General features: G+C 37.0%; 16 protein-coding genes. 11 read left to right on the top strand and 5 right to left on the bottom strand.

Annotated elements, in window-relative coordinates; all coding sequences use genetic code 11:
* Nucleotides 1–112 precede the first annotated feature (112 nt).
* Complete coding sequence (locus LVD15_RS23110; RefSeq protein ID WP_233777553.1) at nt 113–649, top strand: porin family protein; 537 nt, start codon at nt 113–115, stop codon at nt 647–649.
* A gap of 60 nt (nt 650–709) precedes the next feature.
* Here LVD15_RS23110 and tyrS read toward each other — a convergent pair whose 3' ends face one another.
* Nucleotides 710–1,993 (bottom strand): tyrosine--tRNA ligase, encoded by a 1,284-nt coding sequence (gene tyrS / locus LVD15_RS23105; RefSeq protein WP_233777552.1) that lies wholly within the window; start codon nt 1,991–1,993, stop codon nt 710–712.
* Nucleotides 1,994–2,160: 167 nt separating this feature from the next.
* Between tyrS and LVD15_RS23100 the strand changes: the two genes are divergently transcribed.
* Complete coding sequence (locus LVD15_RS23100; protein WP_233777551.1) at nt 2,161–2,631, top strand: pyrophosphohydrolase domain-containing protein; 471 nt, start codon at nt 2,161–2,163, stop codon at nt 2,629–2,631.
* A 57-nt stretch (nt 2,632–2,688) separates the two neighbouring features.
* On the opposite strand, the gene LVD15_RS23095 is transcribed toward LVD15_RS23100, so the two are convergent.
* Nucleotides 2,689–3,291, bottom strand: coding sequence for a hypothetical protein (locus tag LVD15_RS23095; RefSeq protein WP_233777550.1), 603 nt, complete (start codon nt 3,289–3,291; stop codon nt 2,689–2,691).
* A 77-nt stretch (nt 3,292–3,368) separates the two neighbouring features.
* Nucleotides 3,369–3,611: a hypothetical protein gene (locus LVD15_RS23090; protein ID WP_233777549.1), complete on the bottom strand. Its 243-nt coding sequence runs from the start codon at nt 3,609–3,611 to the stop codon at nt 3,369–3,371.
* 559 nt (nt 3,612–4,170) lie between these two features.
* Between LVD15_RS23090 and LVD15_RS23085 the strand changes: the two genes are divergently transcribed.
* The 3 genes from LVD15_RS23085 to LVD15_RS23075 all read left to right on the top strand — a co-directional run bounded on the left by LVD15_RS23085 (nt 4,171) and on the right by LVD15_RS23075 (nt 9,623).
* Nucleotides 4,171–5,076: a hypothetical protein gene (locus LVD15_RS23085; protein ID WP_233777548.1), complete on the top strand. Its 906-nt coding sequence runs from the start codon at nt 4,171–4,173 to the stop codon at nt 5,074–5,076.
* Nucleotides 5,077–5,169: 93 nt separating this feature from the next.
* Nucleotides 5,170–7,239 (top strand): carboxy terminal-processing peptidase, encoded by a 2,070-nt coding sequence (locus LVD15_RS23080; protein ID WP_233777547.1) that lies wholly within the window; start codon nt 5,170–5,172, stop codon nt 7,237–7,239.
* A gap of 137 nt (nt 7,240–7,376) precedes the next feature.
* Nucleotides 7,377–9,623 carry a S9 family peptidase gene (locus LVD15_RS23075; RefSeq protein ID WP_233777546.1) on the top strand — a complete coding sequence of 749 codons (2,247 nt, stop codon included), beginning with the start codon at nt 7,377–7,379 and terminating at the stop codon, nt 9,621–9,623.
* A gap of 115 nt (nt 9,624–9,738) precedes the next feature.
* Here the strand turns inward: LVD15_RS23075 and LVD15_RS23070 are convergent, their stop codons facing one another.
* Entirely contained in the window at nt 9,739–10,467 is a 729-nt protein-coding gene (locus LVD15_RS23070; protein WP_233777545.1) for an RDD family protein, read from the bottom strand.
* Nucleotides 10,468–10,502: 35 nt separating this feature from the next.
* Between LVD15_RS23070 and LVD15_RS23065 the strand changes: the two genes are divergently transcribed.
* From LVD15_RS23065 to LVD15_RS23045, 5 genes are read left to right on the top strand one after another with little or no spacing between them, the layout of a single operon-like run.
* The gene (locus tag LVD15_RS23065) at nt 10,503–12,308 is read left to right on the top strand and encodes a stage II sporulation protein M (protein WP_233777544.1); all 1,806 of its coding nucleotides are present in this window, start codon (nt 10,503–10,505) and stop codon (nt 12,306–12,308) included.
* Between the two features lie 9 nt (nt 12,309–12,317).
* Complete coding sequence (locus LVD15_RS23060) at nt 12,318–13,034, top strand: hypothetical protein (protein ID WP_233777543.1); 717 nt, start codon at nt 12,318–12,320, stop codon at nt 13,032–13,034.
* The gene (locus tag LVD15_RS23055; RefSeq protein WP_233777542.1) at nt 13,027–14,223 is read left to right on the top strand and encodes a DUF4350 domain-containing protein; all 1,197 of its coding nucleotides are present in this window, start codon (nt 13,027–13,029) and stop codon (nt 14,221–14,223) included. Before LVD15_RS23060 ends, LVD15_RS23055 begins: the two co-directional genes overlap by 8 nt.
* Entirely contained in the window at nt 14,223–15,215 is a 993-nt protein-coding gene (locus LVD15_RS23050) for an AAA family ATPase (protein WP_233777541.1), read from the top strand. Before LVD15_RS23055 ends, LVD15_RS23050 begins: the two co-directional genes overlap by 1 nt.
* Nucleotides 15,212–16,540: a DUF58 domain-containing protein gene (locus tag LVD15_RS23045; protein ID WP_233777540.1), complete on the top strand. Its 1,329-nt coding sequence runs from the start codon at nt 15,212–15,214 to the stop codon at nt 16,538–16,540. The genes LVD15_RS23050 and LVD15_RS23045 overlap by 4 nt, the downstream gene beginning before the upstream one ends.
* Before the next feature lie 101 nt (nt 16,541–16,641).
* Here the strand turns inward: LVD15_RS23045 and LVD15_RS23040 are convergent, their stop codons facing one another.
* A complete protein-coding gene (locus tag LVD15_RS23040; protein ID WP_233777539.1) occupies nt 16,642–17,277 on the bottom strand; it encodes an NAD(P)-dependent oxidoreductase in 636 nt (211 codons plus the stop codon).
* A gap of 304 nt (nt 17,278–17,581) precedes the next feature.
* Between LVD15_RS23040 and LVD15_RS23035 the strand changes: the two genes are divergently transcribed.
* Entirely contained in the window at nt 17,582–18,580 is a 999-nt protein-coding gene (locus LVD15_RS23035; RefSeq protein ID WP_233777538.1) for a leucine-rich repeat domain-containing protein, read from the top strand.
* Nucleotides 18,581–18,647 lie beyond the last annotated feature (67 nt).

The raw sequence follows: 18,647 nt of genomic DNA, 5'->3' as shown, positions 1-18,647 counted from the left end.
TTTTTGTTTTATAGAATGAAAAATAAGCTTTATAAGTAATAACAATTTAAATTTTGTGGACGTTAAATGTCAAAAACTTATCAAAAGTTGAAAAACAAAATTTTTTAAAATCATGAAAAAAATTACTTTACTGGGCTTATTTTGCTTAATGTCTGTTGTTGGTTTGCATGCTCAAGGTATCGGATTGGGTATAAAAGCTGGAGCTAACTTCGCAAACGTTGATGTTGGTAGTATTGATACCGATAATAAAACAGGCTATCACTTTGGAGCTTTTTTAGATTTAGGATTGAATGATAATATCAGTATTCAACCTGAAGTGCTGTATTCTGCTCAAGGTGCTGATGACTTTGATTTAGATTATTTAACCATACCTGTACTTTTAAAATTAAAATTCCTCAAAGTTCTTAACGTTCATGCTGGTCCTCAATTTGGTATTTTAACCAATGCAGAAGATGATGGTGAAGACGTAAAGGATAGATTGAAATCTGCCGATGTGAGTTTAGCTCTAGGAGCAGGAGTAGATCTCCCTCTTGGGCTTGTAGGTGGTGTAAGATATAACCTGGGAGTATCTGACATTGATGATGGCGTGTATGCTGCCGACACTAAAAACAGAGTAATGCAAATTTATGTAGGTTGGAAATTATTCTAATCTAACTTCCATAAGAATAAGAAATAATAACAAAAAAGGCCTCAATTGAGGCCTTTTTTGTTATTCTACTATAATCAAGTAGTAATTTTTCTTACCCTTTTGGGCCAATATGTATTTATCTTGGAGTAGTTTAAAATCACATGGCTGGTTGGCATCTGCAATCTTAGTTTTATTGATACTTACTCCACCTCCTTTAATCATTTTACGAGCTTCACCTTTAGAAGGGAACACAAGGCCATCAGTTACTTCAGAGAGTAAGTCAGTAACATTAGCTGTTTCTGCTAATGTAGCTTTGCTTATTTGTGTTTGAGGTACTCCTTCAAAAACAGAAAGCAATGTATCTTCATCCAGAGTAACTAAATCTTCTGTAGTAGACTTACCGAAAAGGATCTGAGAGGCCTTTACTGCCATTTCATAATCTTCTTCAGAGTGCACTCTTATAGTGATGTCTTTAGCCAATACTTGCTGAAGTTTTCTTAAATGAGGAGCTTCCAGATGCTCTTTTTCAACGCTTTCAATTTCCTCTTTGCTTAGAAGTGTGAAAATTCTTATGTAGTTGGCTGCATCTTCATCAGAGGCATTTAACCAGTATTGGTAAAATTTGTAAGGAGAAGTCTTCTTTCTATCTAACCATACAGCTCCGGCCTCTGTTTTTCCAAACTTAGTACCATCCGCCTTTTTAATAAGAGGAGTGGTCATGGCAAATGCTTCACCCTGAGCCTTTCTTCTTATCAATTCTGTACCAGTAACAATATTACCCCACTGATCAGAGCCTCCAAGCTGTAGCTTACAGTTTTTGTTTTGGTTTAACCAATAGAAATCATAGCCTTGTACCAGTTGGTAGCTAAACTCTGTGAATGACATTCCGCTTTCCAGCCTTTTCTTTACAGAGTCTTTGGCCATCATATAATTAACGGTAATGTGCTTGCCTACATCTCTAATAAAATCCAGGAAGCTGAACTCTTTGAACCAGTCATAGTTATTGACCATTTCGGCAGAATTATCTCCACAGTCGAAGTCTAAAAACTTTTGCAGTTGGCCTTTTACACAACTCAGGTTGTGGTTTAGAATTTCTTCTGATAATAAGTTTCTTTCAGCAGATTTTCCTGACGGGTCACCCACCATGCCAGTAGCGCCACCCACTAAAGCTAAAGGTCTGTGCCCTGCTTTCTGAAAGTGAACTAAAGTCATTATCTGAGTAAGGTGGCCTATATGCAGAGAATCAGCTGTAGGGTCAAAACCGATGTACCCAGTAGTCATTTCTTTTTTTAGCTGCTCTTCGGTGCCAGGCATAATATCGTGGATCATACCTCTCCATTGTAATTCAGCTACAAAATCTATCATGAACGCTTATGTCTTGTTTGATGATGTTTTTCAATAAGGTACAAATATAGAAAAACACCACAGATCTTTTAGTCGTTACTAGCTGTAAAACCATTTATTCATTTATTCTTTCATGCCTACCGCATATTGATTAAAATTGCGGTTGAGTTTAACATTGAAGATAGATTATGAAACAACCAGATTCTCTTAACCAGGTAGCAGAATTCCATAAAACATTTAAACACCCTGTGCTTACAGAGCCAACTATTCCTGATGAAAAAAGGTGCGCTTTAAGGGTTTCTTTATTAGCAGAAGAGGTGAAGGAGCTGGAAGATGCTATTAAAGATAATGATCTGGTGGAGGTAGCAGACGCTTTATGTGATATTCAATACGTGCTGTCAGGAGCTATTCTGGAGTTTGGACTTGGAGATAAGTTCAAGGAGCTTTTTGATGAAGTACAGCGCTCTAACATGAGTAAAGCTTGTAAAACGGAAGAGGAGGCTCAGGCTACTGTGGAGTATTACACAAAGGAGCGAGAAACAGAGTGCTACTATAAAGAAATAGATGGTAAATTCTTAGTGTTTAGAACTTCCGATGATAAAACGCTTAAATCTATTAATTATTCGCCAGCTAGTTTGAAGGATATAATAGAGAAGTAAAATATATTTCAAAGCAAATAAAAATAGGCTGTCTAAAAGCAGCCTATTTTTATTATGTCATTTCAATACTTTTCGTCTTAGGTGACTTCCTACCAGCTTGGATAAGGTTATGTAAGCGAGCTCTATTCTAAAGCCTGCATCATAATCCGCATTGGTGTTACGACTGTTAACTTTTGTGAACTTCATTGTGCCTAAAACTGTGCCATCGGAGTTATCTATAAAAATGACATCTGCATTTATATAAGCAGGTTTTTTCCATACACCAACATTGAAGCCTGGCTCTGTAAAATAAGTATGAACCTTAATGGTTACTGGCGCATCGTTAAGGTTTTTAGCTACTTTAATGTCATGTTTTTTTAGTGAGTTACCTAAAACTTCCTCAAAGCTGGGTTCGAAACGATTTTCCCTATCAGCAAACCAAGCTTCTCTCCATTGATCACCATCACCAGGTTTCTTTTCATTTCTTTCATTTACTCGTTTGGTGAGATAATCTTCTTCTTTGTCAAATTTGCCCACTGACATATTTGAGTAGTCAAATTGTATGTCTATTGATGAAACTCCTTTTACTTTACTTAAATCTCCTTCAACTTTAAGTGTTTGGGCTGAAAGGTGAGTGGAGATTAAGGTGATTATGCCCAAAAGGCCCATTTTGAAATTCATATTACTATTTCAATTAAAAATTATATTTTAAAGGCGAATATATAAAAATTCCTTATATAGAAATAGTAGGATGGCGTTCAAATATAAAATTCCAATTGAAAAACCGGAGATGATTTTTGCGGTATAGGGCGCATGGCTAATATATCAGCTGTGTTAAATACCTCTATAAATTCTGTCCGGCTGATCCTTTCTTTATATTCTTCGGGTTTAATTTTATGGTATTGCATCCTTCCTGACGCATTAGCGGTAGCCGTGTATACCAGGCTATACCTAAGCGGAATAGGGGAGGGAATAAAACGCATACCGTTCATTAAAGCCATATCGCGTCTGATTTTAATAAGAATTCTTGAAATCCAATAATAATATTTGATCCAAAGCTTCTTGGTACTGAGATAAAAGCTTGTGCGCCTGATCGGGCACGTAATTAAAGCTTGCTCTTAGCTCATCGATCTTACATGTAAGTTCACTGATGTAAAATTGTATCTGCTCCAGATTTCCACATTTAGAGGGTTTAACAAAATGCCTTTTCGTAAAAACTATAAACTCTTGATCAATTTTCTTTTGTTGGTAAAGATTCATGGTTGTGTAATTCCGCACAAGAATATATGCAATAATAACCAATAAATTAAAAAATACAAATTATTACACGTGTTTGACTGTGTAATATTGCACAATATTGTTGAAACTATAACCTTTCTTAGTAGTTTATATGTAGTTGTAAATCAGTAAGATATAGGTTATTAACTGCTGGTGAACTTTAGTGTAAAAAAAGACTAACAAGTAGCGTTTTTTGAAGGTATTTTATTTGTTTATTAACAATCATTTCACACACAATTTGGTTATATTTAACGATTGAACCACTAAACCGAACAAATCGTAATGCAAGAATCATCTACTGGAGAAGCCTTTTTAAGTACATGGCATCAGGCCATGTTTATAGGCACTATTCTCTTCACCGTAATTGCCATAATCATCTATATTTATCACAAGGTAAGAGTATCGGGAATAAAGGGGTTTAAGGATAAATATGATTATTTGCGCAAGTATGAAATACGTACTTATCAGCTCTGTTTTATTAGTTTAGGAATTGCTGTAGGCTGCCTTATTAACACTTATGGCAGAGGCTCTATCTCTTTCGATTGGATATGGTTTTCCGTAAGGCTGTTTATGGGAATAGCTGGTGGCACGTTAATTGGTTACGTTATAGCGCTTGTGTTGAAGTACTATTACCCAACCAGATTGAACAAAAAGCTTAGAAAGTGGAGGTATATGCCACGTATCAACTCATCTACAGGTAATAAGATGAGGTTACTCTCTGAAGATGAGGAAGATGTACACTTAGATGAAGGTATGCAGGCTGAAGAGAACGTATTTTCAGTTGATTATGATGTGTGGGTAGATGATCAGACTAAAGAGATAAAAATAGAGAAATATCCGGGACATCTGGTAGCTTTACAGTGTAACAACTGCGGATTTTATACCATGAAGGTGATCCGTGAGCAGATTGTAATACCCCCTACAGAAACGACTGAGGGGGAACTAATAAAGCATTATGAATGTCAATATTGTGGTTCTGTAAGAGCTACTCAGTTTAACATTGCCAAGGTTACTTCAGGAACAGAAGACTTGCAGAAAATGTTGACTAAGACAGGAAGTAATGCAGAAGTAGAACTGGTAAACATAGAAATTATTAGTGCTGACGGACATAAAAGGACTTATAATTTCCAATCAGTTATACAGGCTCAGAAATTCTTGAGGGAATATAATGCTGAAGAAGTGAGCTAATGAAAAACAATATTTTAACACTTTAATAAAACATCTAACACCCATTTCGTTATAATACACGTAGAAGAAATAATTAGAGTAAGCAGAAGACGTATGAAGAAGATAACATTTGTATTAGCGCCAGTTTTGGTTTTGCTAAGTTTTATAACCTACAGTTCAGGTTCTTTAAGTCACCTGAGCTACGACCCAAATGACAGTACTACTTTACGGCCAAAGCCTTATTACGGAGACGAAGCCAAATTAATCACTCAAATATTAGATACATATCATTATAAAAAAATCAGACTCAATGATTCGATCTCTTCGATTGTGTTAGATGATTATATTGAGACATTAGATAATAATCATTCTTATTTCTTGCAATCAGATATAGATAGTTTCGAAAAATACAGAACTCAGCTTGATGATCTTACAAAAGCAGGAGATGTTAGCCCAGCGTATGAAATCTACGAGGTTTTTAAAGAGCGATTCGATAATAGAATGGCTTATGTGAAAGATCACTTGCTTAAATATGAGTTTGATTATACTAAAGACGAATATTATGATACTGACCGTTCAAAAGAAGGATGGTCTAATAATACTGAAGAGCTTAATAACTTGTGGAGAAAAATGGTGAAAAGCCAGGCCCTTTCTCTTAAGCTAACAGGAAAGACGCAAGAGGAGATTACCGACATGATCACCAAAAGGTATGATCGTTTTGATAAAGCCATTCAGCAATATAAAAGTGAAGACGTTTTTGAACTTTACATGAATACTTTAGCTGAAGCGTTCGACCCGCATACTAACTATTTCTCACCTAGAACTTCTGATAGATTTAAACAAAACATGAGTTTGTCTTTAGAAGGAATTGGCGCTCGCTTGCAAACGGAAGCAGATTATACTAAGGTAATACAAGTGATACCAGGAGGACCTGCAGCTAAGAGTAACTTGGTGCATGAGAATGATAGAATTATTGGAGTAGGTCAGGGAGAAGAAGGAGAGATAGTAGATGTAGTAGGCTGGAGAATTGATGACGTAGTAGAACTTATAAAAGGACCAAAAGGCACTACCGTAAAACTAGAACTATTGCCTGCAGAAACAGGTGTAAATGGCCCGTCTAAAGAGATTACTTTAGTAAGAGAGAAGATTAAGTTGGAAGATATGGAGGCTAAGGCCAAAGTAGTTCCTTTTAATAAAGACGGTAAGGAGTACAATATTGGAGTTATAACCCTGCCTAGTTTCTATATGGATTTCGAGGCTTATCAAAAAGGTGATCCTAACTATAACAGTACTACCAGAGATGTAAAAAGACTGGTTAAGGAGCTTGAAGCTAAAGGCATAGATGGACTTATGATGGACCTTAGAAATAACGGTGGAGGTTCATTGGCAGAAGCTATTGATCTTACAGGTCTGTTTATAAAAGATGGTCCGGTAGTGCAGGTGAGAAGCTCTTCTAATAAAATTGAAGTAGGAGAAGATGAAGATCCTGATGTAATCTATGATGGACCAATGGCGGTTATGATCAATAGATTCAGTGCATCAGCCTCAGAAATTTTTGCTGCGGCCATTCAGGATTATCACAGAGGCGTGGTAGTAGGTGAGCAGACTTTTGGTAAAGGTACTGTACAAAGCATGATTGACTTAGCTAGGTATATGAATGTGCCTGATGGTGAAAAAGTGGGGCAACTAAAACTGACGTTGCAGAAGTTTTACAGAGTAACCGGTAGCAGCACCCAGCATATGGGGGTGAGTCCTGATGTTAACCTTCCTTCTGCTTTTGATGCTAAAGAGTTTGGCGAAAGCGCTAACAAAAGTGCGCTACCTTGGGATCAAATCAGCAGTGCTAACTTTAGCACTACCAACAAGGTGTCATCTCAAATGGTGAGTAAGCTTAATAATGATTATAATAAGCGAATGAAAACCGACGTGGATCTGAAAGAGCTTGTTGAAGATACCAAAGAGCTTAAAGAAAGCTTGGCTCGTACTAGAATTTCTCTTAATGAAGAGAAACGTAAAGAGGAAATGGAAGAGGCCGAAAAGCGTAAAGCAAATCGAGTATCTATGAACGGAACTAAAATTGATAAAGAAGGCAAGAAGACTCCTGAAGATGAAATTGATTTAGACGATCAATATCTAAAAGAAGGAGTAATCATACTTACAGATCTTATTTCAGACATAGGCTAAAATCACTCTAGAATATAACAAGTGGTTGTATCATTTTATCCTTCTGCTATTAAACTTGCAGAAATACGGGTAACTTGGCACAACCACTTTTTTTGTGCAATTATTTAATTTTCATCTAATTATAAAAACAGTATTATATGAGAAAGTATAAGTACTCTGTATGCATGTTGTTCATGCTATTAGCCGCTTCTATAGCAGAGGCTCAGCAGGAGTATTCCAATCTTAAAGATGCCTTATTTTCTGGTGGCCGACTTGCTGGCGGAAATGGACCCCAAAGTGTAAACTGGATAGAAGGAGGAGACCTTTTTTCTTTTATTGATACCAGTGACGACGGGCAACCCCAGATTAAATCTTTTGATCCTAAAACAGGAAAAGAAGAAATGATCTTTAAAGCTGAAGGAGTGAAATTTCCTGGAAGCGAAGAGGCCTTTTCTTATGAGTCATTCCAATGGTCTGAGGATTCAAAGTACATCCTTTTCCAGACTAATTTTCGTCCGGTATGGAGAAGATCAGGTATTTCAGATTTCTACTTTTATTCGGTAGCGGATAAATCCTTGAAACTAGTAGCTAAAGATGCGCAGACTGCTGAGATATCTCCTGATGGCTCTAAAGTAGGTTTCGAAAGAGGAGGAAACCTTTTCGTGTTTGATTTTAGTACCCAAAAGGAAACACAGCTTACTTTTGATGCGGAAGAATATTTTTACAATGGCCGATTTGGTTGGGTATATGAAGAGGAGTTTGGCTTGGCTCAAGCTTGGTCATGGTCTCCAGATAGTAAATATATCGCTTTCTGGCAATCTGATGAGAGAGAGGTGCCTATATTTCAAATGACTGACTATGCTGGTCAGCATTCAGAATATGTGAATGTACCTTACCCGAAAGTAGGAGACACTAATCCTGATGTTAAAATAGGAGTGCTGGATATCAGCACTAAGAAGAATGTGTGGATGGATGTGCCGCTTGCAGGTGGGTATATACCTAGAATATACTGGACTGCCGAAGCAGGCAAGCTGGCTGTAGTTCAAATGAACAGAAAGCAAAATCATTTGAAACTGTATTTTAATGATGTGACCTCAGGCAAAGGAAAAGTTATTCTGGAAGAGAAGTCTGAGCAATGGATTGACGTGTTTGATTTCTTTGCAGGCATCAATCATTTGTTTTTCTTCCCACAGGATGAAAAGGAGTTCTTCTGGATTTCTGACAGAGATGGTTGGAGTCATATTTACCGTTATGACTATAGTGGTAAGCTCATTAATCAAGTAACAAAAGGCAACTGGGAAGTAACAAGACTAGAAGCTGTAGATGCAAAAAGCAATACTATTTATTATACCAGCACTGAGGCTTCTCCTTTAGAAAGACACCTTTATACTGTTAAATTTAATGGTAAAAGTAAAAAGAAGCTTACTCGTACTGAAGGACACCATCATTTGAATGTAGCTCCTAGCGGCAAGTATTACATTGATAACTATAGCAATATATCCACTCCCAAACAGGTAGAGCTATGGTCTTCTAAAGGTAAGTTGATTGAGAGCTTTGAGAAAAATGAAAGTGTATCTGCTTATGCTAAAGAGCATTTTTATGCACCCAAGGAACTATTTAGTTTCACCACGGAAGATGGTCAGAAGTTAGATGGTTATCTTATCAAACCCAAAGATTTTGATCCTAATAAAAAGTATCCACTGCTTCTTAATATTTATGGAGGACCGGGAGCTCAGTCTGTTTATAATGAGTATGCATCTAACGCCTGGGAGCAGTATCTGGCTCAGGAAGGTTATATCATAGCAAGTGTTAATAATAGAGGTTCTGGTGGTTATGGAAGTGCTTTTGAAAAGGTGGTCTACCGTAATTTGGGAGAGCAGGAGAGTGCCGATTTCGTGGCTACGGTAAAATATTTAGCAACCAACCCTTGGGTTGACGGAGACAAAATGGCCATAAGAGGTCACAGCTATGGAGGTTATATGTCTAGCTATACTATGTTGAATCACCCTGGTGTATTCAAAGTGTCATTAGTAGGTGCACCAGTAACTGACTGGAGGCTATATGATAGTATTTACACGGAGCGTTATATGGACTTACTTAATGATAACAAAGACGGTTATATCTCTAGTGCGTCTTCTGCCGCTGCGGCTGGGTTAGAGGGCAAGATGTTTATAGCTCACTCTACTATGGATGAGAACGTGCATTTTCAGAACACTATGCAGTTAGTGAAAGCACTGATTGACAATGGAAAAGATGCCGATTTAAGAATCTATCCTCCGGGAGCACACGGAGTAGCTTATAATACTATGAGCTATATACTGCTATATTCTCAATATGTAGATTATTTAAATGAGAACTTAAAAGGAGATTTCGATACCTCTGAGGTGAGATCTTCAGTAAACTAATTTACTAAATGGAGGCTGTCTCAAAGCTACTGTTAAGTCGCATTATTGTTTTTGAGACAGTCTTCCTTTTTTACTTGCTGAAAAGGGTTAAGTCTTTGAGTATTAGAATCAAGGCTTATCTGGTAAGCACCACATAATCATTGATCAGAGTTTTGAGAAATTCCGCATCGCTCATCATCACATGATCTACATATAATCTTTCTTTAGCACTTTTAGCCATTTCTTGCAGCGCCTTTCGGTGAGCTGGGTTAGGAAACTTCTTATGTCTGTCTATTACATTTTTAATCAGCAGCATGTTCTCTTCAGAAAATCTCCTTACATCAGGAAATTTGGGCTCATAGTTATCAATGGAATTGATTCTTATGATATCACTAAATTGAAGTTTTTGAGAAGGCCTTATTTTAATTACAGTGGTTTCTGCGGCCATATCACCCAAGCGCTGACCTTTATTAGAGCTGCTCACAAATATTGAGGCGAGTGCGCCAAGAGAAAAATAAATGTCTATCATTCTAAATACCCATCTGAGTATATAGTCACTAGAGCGAGGCTCACCACCATTGATTTTCACCACCTTAAGATCCATAGCCTTTTTACCTAAAGACTGGCCGTTGTTTAAGACCTCCATCAGTATGGAGTAAAATAGAAAGACTGGAGCTAAGGCTAAATAATAAATGTACTGCATGCCAACTCCATTGGTAAGCATAGCTACACCAAACATTATAATAAGGTCACTAACTACGATTACTAGAAAGTCTATAACAAATCCAATAATCCTCTCCCTAAGCGAAGCAATTTCAAATTCAATGCTTACATTTTGTGTGGTGTTAATTTCAATTTTTTGCATATTGCCAGCTCAAATGTATTATTTTACCTTTCGTAATGAAGGAAACAAAATTTATTGAGCAAAATAAGGAAAAATGGTTGAAGTTTGAGCAATTACTACGCTTGAAAAAAAGAGACCCGGATCAATTAGGTGATTTATTTATCCAAATTACTGATGATTTGTCTTATGCCAGAACTAATTACCCTAACCGATCCATCAGGGTTTATTTGAATAATCTGGCTCAGCAGCTGTTTTATAATATATATAAGAATAAGAAAGAAGGTAAAAACAGACTGGTACGCTTTTGGGCGGAAGAGTTACCGAGCATCACCTACCACTGCCGGAGGGAGTTGCTATTAGCTTTTTTAGTGTTTTTCCTGTCTCTAGCTATAGGAGTAGTGTCTTCAGCTAATGATGCTGAGTTTGTGAGAACCATACTGGGTGACTCATATGTAGAAACTACACTGACCAATATCGAGAATGATGACCCTATGGCCATTTATAAGAATGCCAATGAGGTAGATATGTTTCTTGGTATTTCTTTTAATAATGTGTTGGTGGCTTTCAGAACCTTTATCACAGGTATATTCTTTTCATTGGGCTCCATTATAATCCTCATGTTTAATGGTATTATGGTAGGCTCATTTCAGTATTTCTTTTTAGAACGTGGACTGGTGGCCGAGTCAATGCTCACGATTTGGCTTCATGGTACCTTAGAGATCTCCTCCATTGTAATTGCTGGCGGTGCTGGCATAGTGTTAGGCAAAGGCTTTGTTTTTCCGGGAACACATTCAAGATTACGGGCTTTCCAGCAATCCGCCAGGCTTGGATTGAAGCTGCTGATAGGAGTGGTGCCTATCATTGTTTCTGCGGCTATTATTGAATCATTTCTTACTAGATATACTGATGCTCCGGCTATTATAAAATTAGCATTGATTGTGGCTTCATTAGCCTTTATGCTCTTCTACTTTGTATGGCTGCCTTATAAGAAGTATAAAAATGGAACTATTAAACCTATAAGAGATACCAGTTCTAAGATTGATGATTATTCACCTACAGACATGAAAGGTGAGATTTATAAAGTCAATGAGGTGTTTCGTCATGCTGTAGTGGTTTACCTAAAAATATTTAAAAGCTACTTTTTACCATTATTGGGAATCACTTTGGTGATTTTGGCAGCCTATGCTTATACTTTAAAATCTGTGGTGCAAGCGGGTTTTGTGCAGGTAAATTCATTTGTTTTTAATAAGCTAAGTCAGTTGCTGGCTTATCAGGATTTTCCGTTGCTGTTTTTCATCAACTCAATATTTGTTTCGGGTCTTACCTTTTTAATACTGTTTTATGTTTGCAGGTATTTCAATAACAAAGTAGATAGAAGAAGACTATTAGTAGCCAGTATTACAGGAGCTATCATGATTAACTTATCTTTTTTCGTAAACGAGTTTTTATCGTTTCTATTTTTATTAATCATGGTGCCGCTAGCACTGTATTCTATGATTATTTACTTACACGAAGAGGTAAGCTTCGTGGCTGCCATGTCATCTTTTCGTAAGTTTTTTAGTTTATGTGCAGGACGTATTTTAGGGCTATTAGCGCTGCTATCTTTTATTACAGTGGTGTTTTTGTTTTTGATAGATTCTCCTTTTATGAGTTTTTATCTTGATTTTGTAGAATCAAACTTTAGTTTTGAAGGCGATCTGACGTATTATGTTGTTATGGCTTTAAATTTCTGCATGCTCATTGTAGGAATAGGACTGATATTTCCTCTTTTTGCTATAGGAGTATATCTTCAATACTTTACTTTGAGGGAAATTAGCTCAGCTGATCATTTATTGGCACAGATAAGGGCATTTGCCAAATAAATAATGAATTTGAAATATTTATATATTTTTCTAGCGATAATATTTTTTGCTCCTCGCACTTATGCACAGGAGTCAGCCACTTTCGATCGTGAAACGTGGGCTGATATTACCAAGGATATAGATTATACTGATGCTGATAGCGAGAATACTCGCACTAAGAAAGGCAGAGGTAATGAAGGTTTGGAGCGTGAAAGAGCCACTGAATATCAAGAATCGGCTCCCAGTAATTGGAGTTTACCCTCGTTTGGAGGGCAAATATTTCAGTTTATAATGATTATAGCCTTTGTAGCTATAATAGCCTTTATCATATACAAGCTGTTGGGGAGTCAGCTAGGCCTGAGCAATCCTAAAAATAAAAAGGGTAACGGTGAGGCGGTAACTATCGAGGATTTGGAAGAGAAGCTAATGGAATCTGACTTGATGAAATGGCTTAAAAAAGCGGTAAGTGAAAAGAATTATAAGCTCGCCCTTCGTATCTATTATCTCATGATTATAAAGGAGCTTTCTCAAAATGGCCTTATCAGCTGGAAAAAGGAAAAGACCAATTTAGAATACCTGATGGAAATGCGGGACCATAGCACGCATAGCCAGTTCGAAGAATTAACAGGTATTTATCAATTAGTATGGTATGGAGATAAGCACGTGGGCGATGAGTATTTGATAAAAATGAGTCATAAGTTCAAAGCTTATTTTCAATATTTAAACAAAGGGGAGGCACATGAATAGAAACAGTTTCCTGATTATTATAGGTGCAGTCCTGATAGTTGTTTTTGTTTTTTTCTATTTTACTAATGACCGTAAAAAGCACTTTAACTGGTCAGAAAATTATAAGGTGGAGAGTCAGCAGCCCTATGGTACTTACATTTACCATGAGCTGCTAAAACGAACTTATGGTAATAATTTTAGAGTGCTAAATAACCCTCTCAGAGATAGTATAACCTCTGAGAATAAGGATGCACTTTACATGCTTGTTGGCCAGGGCTCATATTATACCTCTGAGGATGTTGACAGTTTATTGGCTTTTGTAAATGCAGGAAATGAAGTTTTTATTTCTACTTCTTCATTCCCATTTGATTTGGCTAACATGCTAATAGATGAAGACTGTGGCTCTAAAAGGTACTATACTGATTCTAAAATAAACATGAGCCTGACTGATAATGAGAGCCAGTTTGCTTATGAATATATTCAGGATCAAGAGCTCTTTGATTATTACTGGATGTACATGGACAGCATAGAATGTTCCGGTGGTAAAGTTCTCGGCTATTTGAATGGAGATAAACCTAACTTTTTGGAGATAGAGCATGGTTCAGGAAAGATATATTTCTATACTTCGCCGCTAGTGTTTACTAACCTGTATCTGAAAAGAGAAGAGTTATTGACTTATGTAGAAGAGATTTTTGAGCATACAGAGGGCAAGTATTTATATTGGGATGAGTATAGCAAAATTCCTTTCGGAAGAAATAATAATCAGGAAAGCCCGCTAAAATATATATTATCACAGCCGCCTTTGCAGTGGGCCTGGTATCTTTTATTAGCAGCCGTAATAATATACTTTATATTCTATGCCAAGAGAAGGCAAAGGATTATACCTGTGCTGGAAGAGAATAAAAACACTACTATACAGTTCGCTGAGACCATGGGCTATCTTTATTTTGAAGAGCAAAACCATAAGCGGATAGCAGACCATGCCTGGCAGCTGTTTCTTTCTTACATCAGAAATAAGTATTATATACAAGTACAGAAAATAGACGAAGAGACCATAAAGAAAATAAGCCTTAAATCTCAGGTTTCAGTGCAAGAGATAGAAGCTATAGCCAAACACTATGATCGGCTTGATTTTAAAGTTGAGATTAGTGCCGAAGATCTTATGGCATTTCATAATCAGATAGAATTATTTTATAAAAACAGTAAATAATGGAAGAAAACGTTTTTCAGGATCAGCCCCAGCAGCCTGATGATAATTTATTGAAATTCAAAAACAATCTTTCTGCTGTTAGGCAGGAGATTAAAAAGCTGTTGATAGGCCAAAATGAGTTGATAGACCTCATGATGGTATCATTGTTTACTCAAGGACATATATTGCTTGAAGGTGTACCCGGTTTAGCCAAAACCATGGGAGCAAAGCTCTTTGCTAAATCACTTTCTGTAAATTATAGCCGTATACAATTCACTCCTGACCTCATGCCTTCTGATGTGGTGGGTACTTCGGTATTCAACATGAAGGAATCAGAATTTAGGTTTAGCTCAGGGCCGGTGTTTTCTAATATAGTGCTCATAGATGAGATTAACCGTGCTCCTGCAAAAACACAGGCCGCTTTATTTGAGGTGATGGAAGAGAGGCAGGTAACAGTAGATGGAAAAACCTATCCTATGGAATATCCGTTTATGATCATCGCTACTCAAAACCCTATAGAGCAGGAGGGAACCTATAAGCTTCCTGAGGCGCAGCTCGATAGATTCTTGTTTAAAATAAAGCTGGATTACCCTAACCTTGAAGAGGAAAAGATCATTTTGAGAAGATTCAGATCTGATTTTTCTCAAGAGCTGATGAAAACGGTAAATGCGGTGCTCACAGCCAGTGATATTAAAGATGGAGCTGATTATGTAGAGAAGGTGCATATCAAAGATGAGATTCTCGATTATATCGCTAACATTATCTATGATACCAGAAACAATGGCGACCTGTTTTTAGGAGCTTCTCCAAGGGCTTCTTTGGCACTTATGAGAGCCGCTAAGGCAGTGGCAGTAATCAACGGAAGAGACTTTGTTATTCCTGACGATGTGAAGTTTGTGGCTAAACCAGTGCTTAATCATAGAATTATACTTAATCCTGACAGAGAGCTGGAAGGAATGGAGCCTGAAGACGTGATAGAAGAAATAATCAAGAAAACAGAAGTACCTCGTTGAAAATTAAAAACTTATATCTACCTTTCCGATTTTTCGGAGGCCTTGGGGTTATTTTTGTCCTTTTTATCCTTGGGTTTCCGTTCTACTTTTTCTTTCCACTGGCACAGACTGTGCTTGTAGCCTTTTTGGTGTTAGTTACACTAGATCTTATTCAGCTTTTCAATAAGGGAATACGGTTTAATGTGGTGAGAAGCACCGCCCGGCTACTTTCTTTAGGGAATGAAAATGAAGTGAAAATCACTGTAGCCAACCTGTCTTCCAGACCTTTTGATATTTTATTGATAGATGAACTTCCTTACCAGTTGCAGATTAGAGACTTTGGTGAGAGCCTTCATTTAAAAGGAATGGAAAAGAAAAGGCTGGTATATAAAGTCAGGCCTTTGGTGCGTGGAAAGTATGATTTCGGTGCCATTCATTTATTCGTTACTTCAAAATTAGGCTTGGTGCAGAGAAAGGTGAGCTTTCCTGTAAATGAAGAGGTGGCCGTTTATCCATCGGTGATGGATATGAAGAAATATGAGTTGAAATCAGCCATGAGTACAACCATTAACTTTGGCATTAAGAAGATCAGGCGGATAGGTCATAGCTATGAGTTTGAGCAAATAAAGGAATATACCATTGGTGATGATTATAAGAGTATGAACTGGAAGGCTACTTCCAGAAGTAATAAGCTTATGGTCAATAATTACACTGATGAAAAGTCACAGCAAGTGTATTGTCTGATTGATAAAGGCCGATATATGAAAATGCCTTTTAATGGCTTGAGTTTGCTGGATTATTCTATTAATTCGAGTCTTATTATTGCCAATACCTCTTTACAAAAGCAGGATAAGGCAGGCTTGATCACTTTTTCTGATAAAGTGGAGAGCGTGATCAGGGCAGACCGAAGCCGAAATCAGCTTAAATTGATTTTAGAAACCCTCTATAAAGAAAAGGAAAGCAGGCTAGACTCTAACTATGAGTACCTCTATAGCTCTGTGAAAAAGACTATCCGGGGTAGAAGTCTCATCTTTTTGTTTACCAATTTTGAGAGTTTACATTCTCTACAGCGTGTTTTGCCGGTGCTTAGAAAACTCAATAAATCACATCTTTTGGTGGTGATTGTTTTTGAAAATAAAGAGCTGAGAGACTACTATCAGCAGGATAAGGAGAACCTGAAAGATGTATATTATAAGACCATAGCTCATAAAATAGCCAATGAGCGAGAAATGATAGTGAGTGAACTGAGACATTACGGTATTCAGCACATCTTTACCAGGCCAGAAAACCTATCTATCAATGCTATTAATAAATACCTGGAGCTCAAGAGTAGGGGAATGATTTAATTTCAAAAATCAGGCTCTTGTATAAAAGAGGCGATCTCAAAAGTAGGGGACTGATAGGTCAGTAAGACTTAAAAGTTACTTTTGAGACTGCCTCTGCCAGCTTATATATTATATATAAAAGGGCTTTTTTTGATAAATGCTGAATCATCTATTTGAGTTATTAAAAACTCAACCAAATCATTAGCACTTATTTTATCACCTTCGCAATTGGTTAGGCTGGTTTCCGTAGTATAACGTTCGTCAGTCTGCATGATTAAAGGCAGTCGCACCAAAGTCCAGTCAATATTGCTGGAGCTCAATAGTTCATACTCCTTTTGCTTATCTCTGGTGGTTTCCCCATAATGCTCATACATCCATTCAGTAGCCGCTTTCACTTTCGGACTTTTGTCATCGTATGGCGTATTCACATTTAAACCGGTGGTAACTATATACCTGGAGATGCCACTAGCTTGAATGGCTTTAATGATGTTTTCGGTAGCTTGACTGAATATAGGACTTTCTCCTTTGGGTTGACCTAAGGTGCTTATTACAACCGAGCAATCGGCAACCCATGATAAGACTGTGGCATAATTACGGGCATCACCATAAACGATCTCTGCAGTTGAAGGTAGTTCTGACCGATCATGATGTGCTCTTACCAATAATTTGACATGGTAATTTTCGCTGATGAGCTTTTTGACTAGATATTTCCCTGATTTACCGGTTCCGCCGAGGATGGCTATTTTATGATTGTTCATAATTCTCAATTAAAATTTGACATATAATTAGGAGGGACTCTTTATAAAGAGTCTTTTTGAAAGGGCCAATACCTATATAGGATTGGCTATGGAGTCAATATTTATTGAGAGATTCTAATGGTTTGAATATATGAGAAATGATTGTATTGAGCAAATATATGATGCTGTTTTAGGTATTATGCCAAACTGAGCAAGAAACGGATTGTTTGTGCGCCTTAAGTTTTGATTCTTTGAGCACCGGCATAAAAACAAATGGACGGCTGGTTTGTATGACTTTAGATAAGATTAAAACAAGAAATTACTTATGCTGCAAAATATAGAAGATGAAAACTTACGTAATGCTATTGAAAAAACACAGAAAAATGATCTGAAGGATATCATTGAATTGAACGCCAGAAACAATAATATCAAGTCTCTAAAAGGAATAGAGCAGTTATCTAATCTAAGAAAGCTTCATTTGGGTAGGAACAAAATCGAAGATATTACACCTTTAGCTGCCCTGAAGAAACTGACAGGCTTATTTTTGGAAAGGAATCAGATAAAAGATGCCGCTGCTATAAATCAGTTGAAACAATTGCCTGCGTTAGACCTTAGTTTTAATCGAATTTCCTCCATAAAAGGTGTTTTCACCAGTCATCATAAAATTACCTGGTTAAATCTCTCTTCTAATACTCTTGATGATGTCAGTGAAATAGCACTTTGTGATTACCTTACAGACCTCAATGTTAGCGGAAATAGTATTGCTGAACTTAACAAGCTGACAAATCATAGCCGCTTACGCAATGTAGATGCGTCTGATAATGAGATAGCAGGCAAGGTGCAAATTAGTTTTATGCCCCATCTAAGAAGCTTAAATCTTGCTAAAAATGGTATTAATGAAATACAAATAGACAAAGTGCTTCCTCACTTAAGTTCTTTGGTTTTAACCGGAAATCAACTTCAGGAACTTGGTTTTTTGAAGGACGCTCCACATTTGAAAACGCTTGTAGTTTCAGAAAATCCTATTGAAGGGATTCATAATATAACACCATTAAAAGAACTACGAATACTGTATCTATGGCACGTAGGGCTTCGATCTGTAGCAGGAATGGAAAATTTGAGTAAACTTGAAGAATTGGGACTGGCTGATAATGATATTGAAAGTGTATCTAACCTTCAGCAATTGAAAAATCTTAAGCTACTGTTTTTAGGTGGGAATAAAAGGATAGCACTAACTGAATTGGCACCACTTGCCGAATTGGTATCTGAAGATTTCCGAGGCCCGAATTGGAAAGAAAGTTTGGCTGGTGATTATTACATCTGATTAGCTAAGTATTCATTGTGAGACCTAAAATATGTTTCAATCGCACAAATAAGAATGAAATGGCAAT

This window comes from Fulvivirga maritima (assembly GCF_021389955.1).
GTDB lineage: Bacteria > Bacteroidota > Bacteroidia > Cytophagales > Cyclobacteriaceae > Fulvivirga > Fulvivirga maritima.
The sequence above is the reverse complement of the archived record's forward strand: the minus strand, read 5'-3'. Positions and strand labels throughout refer to the sequence as shown.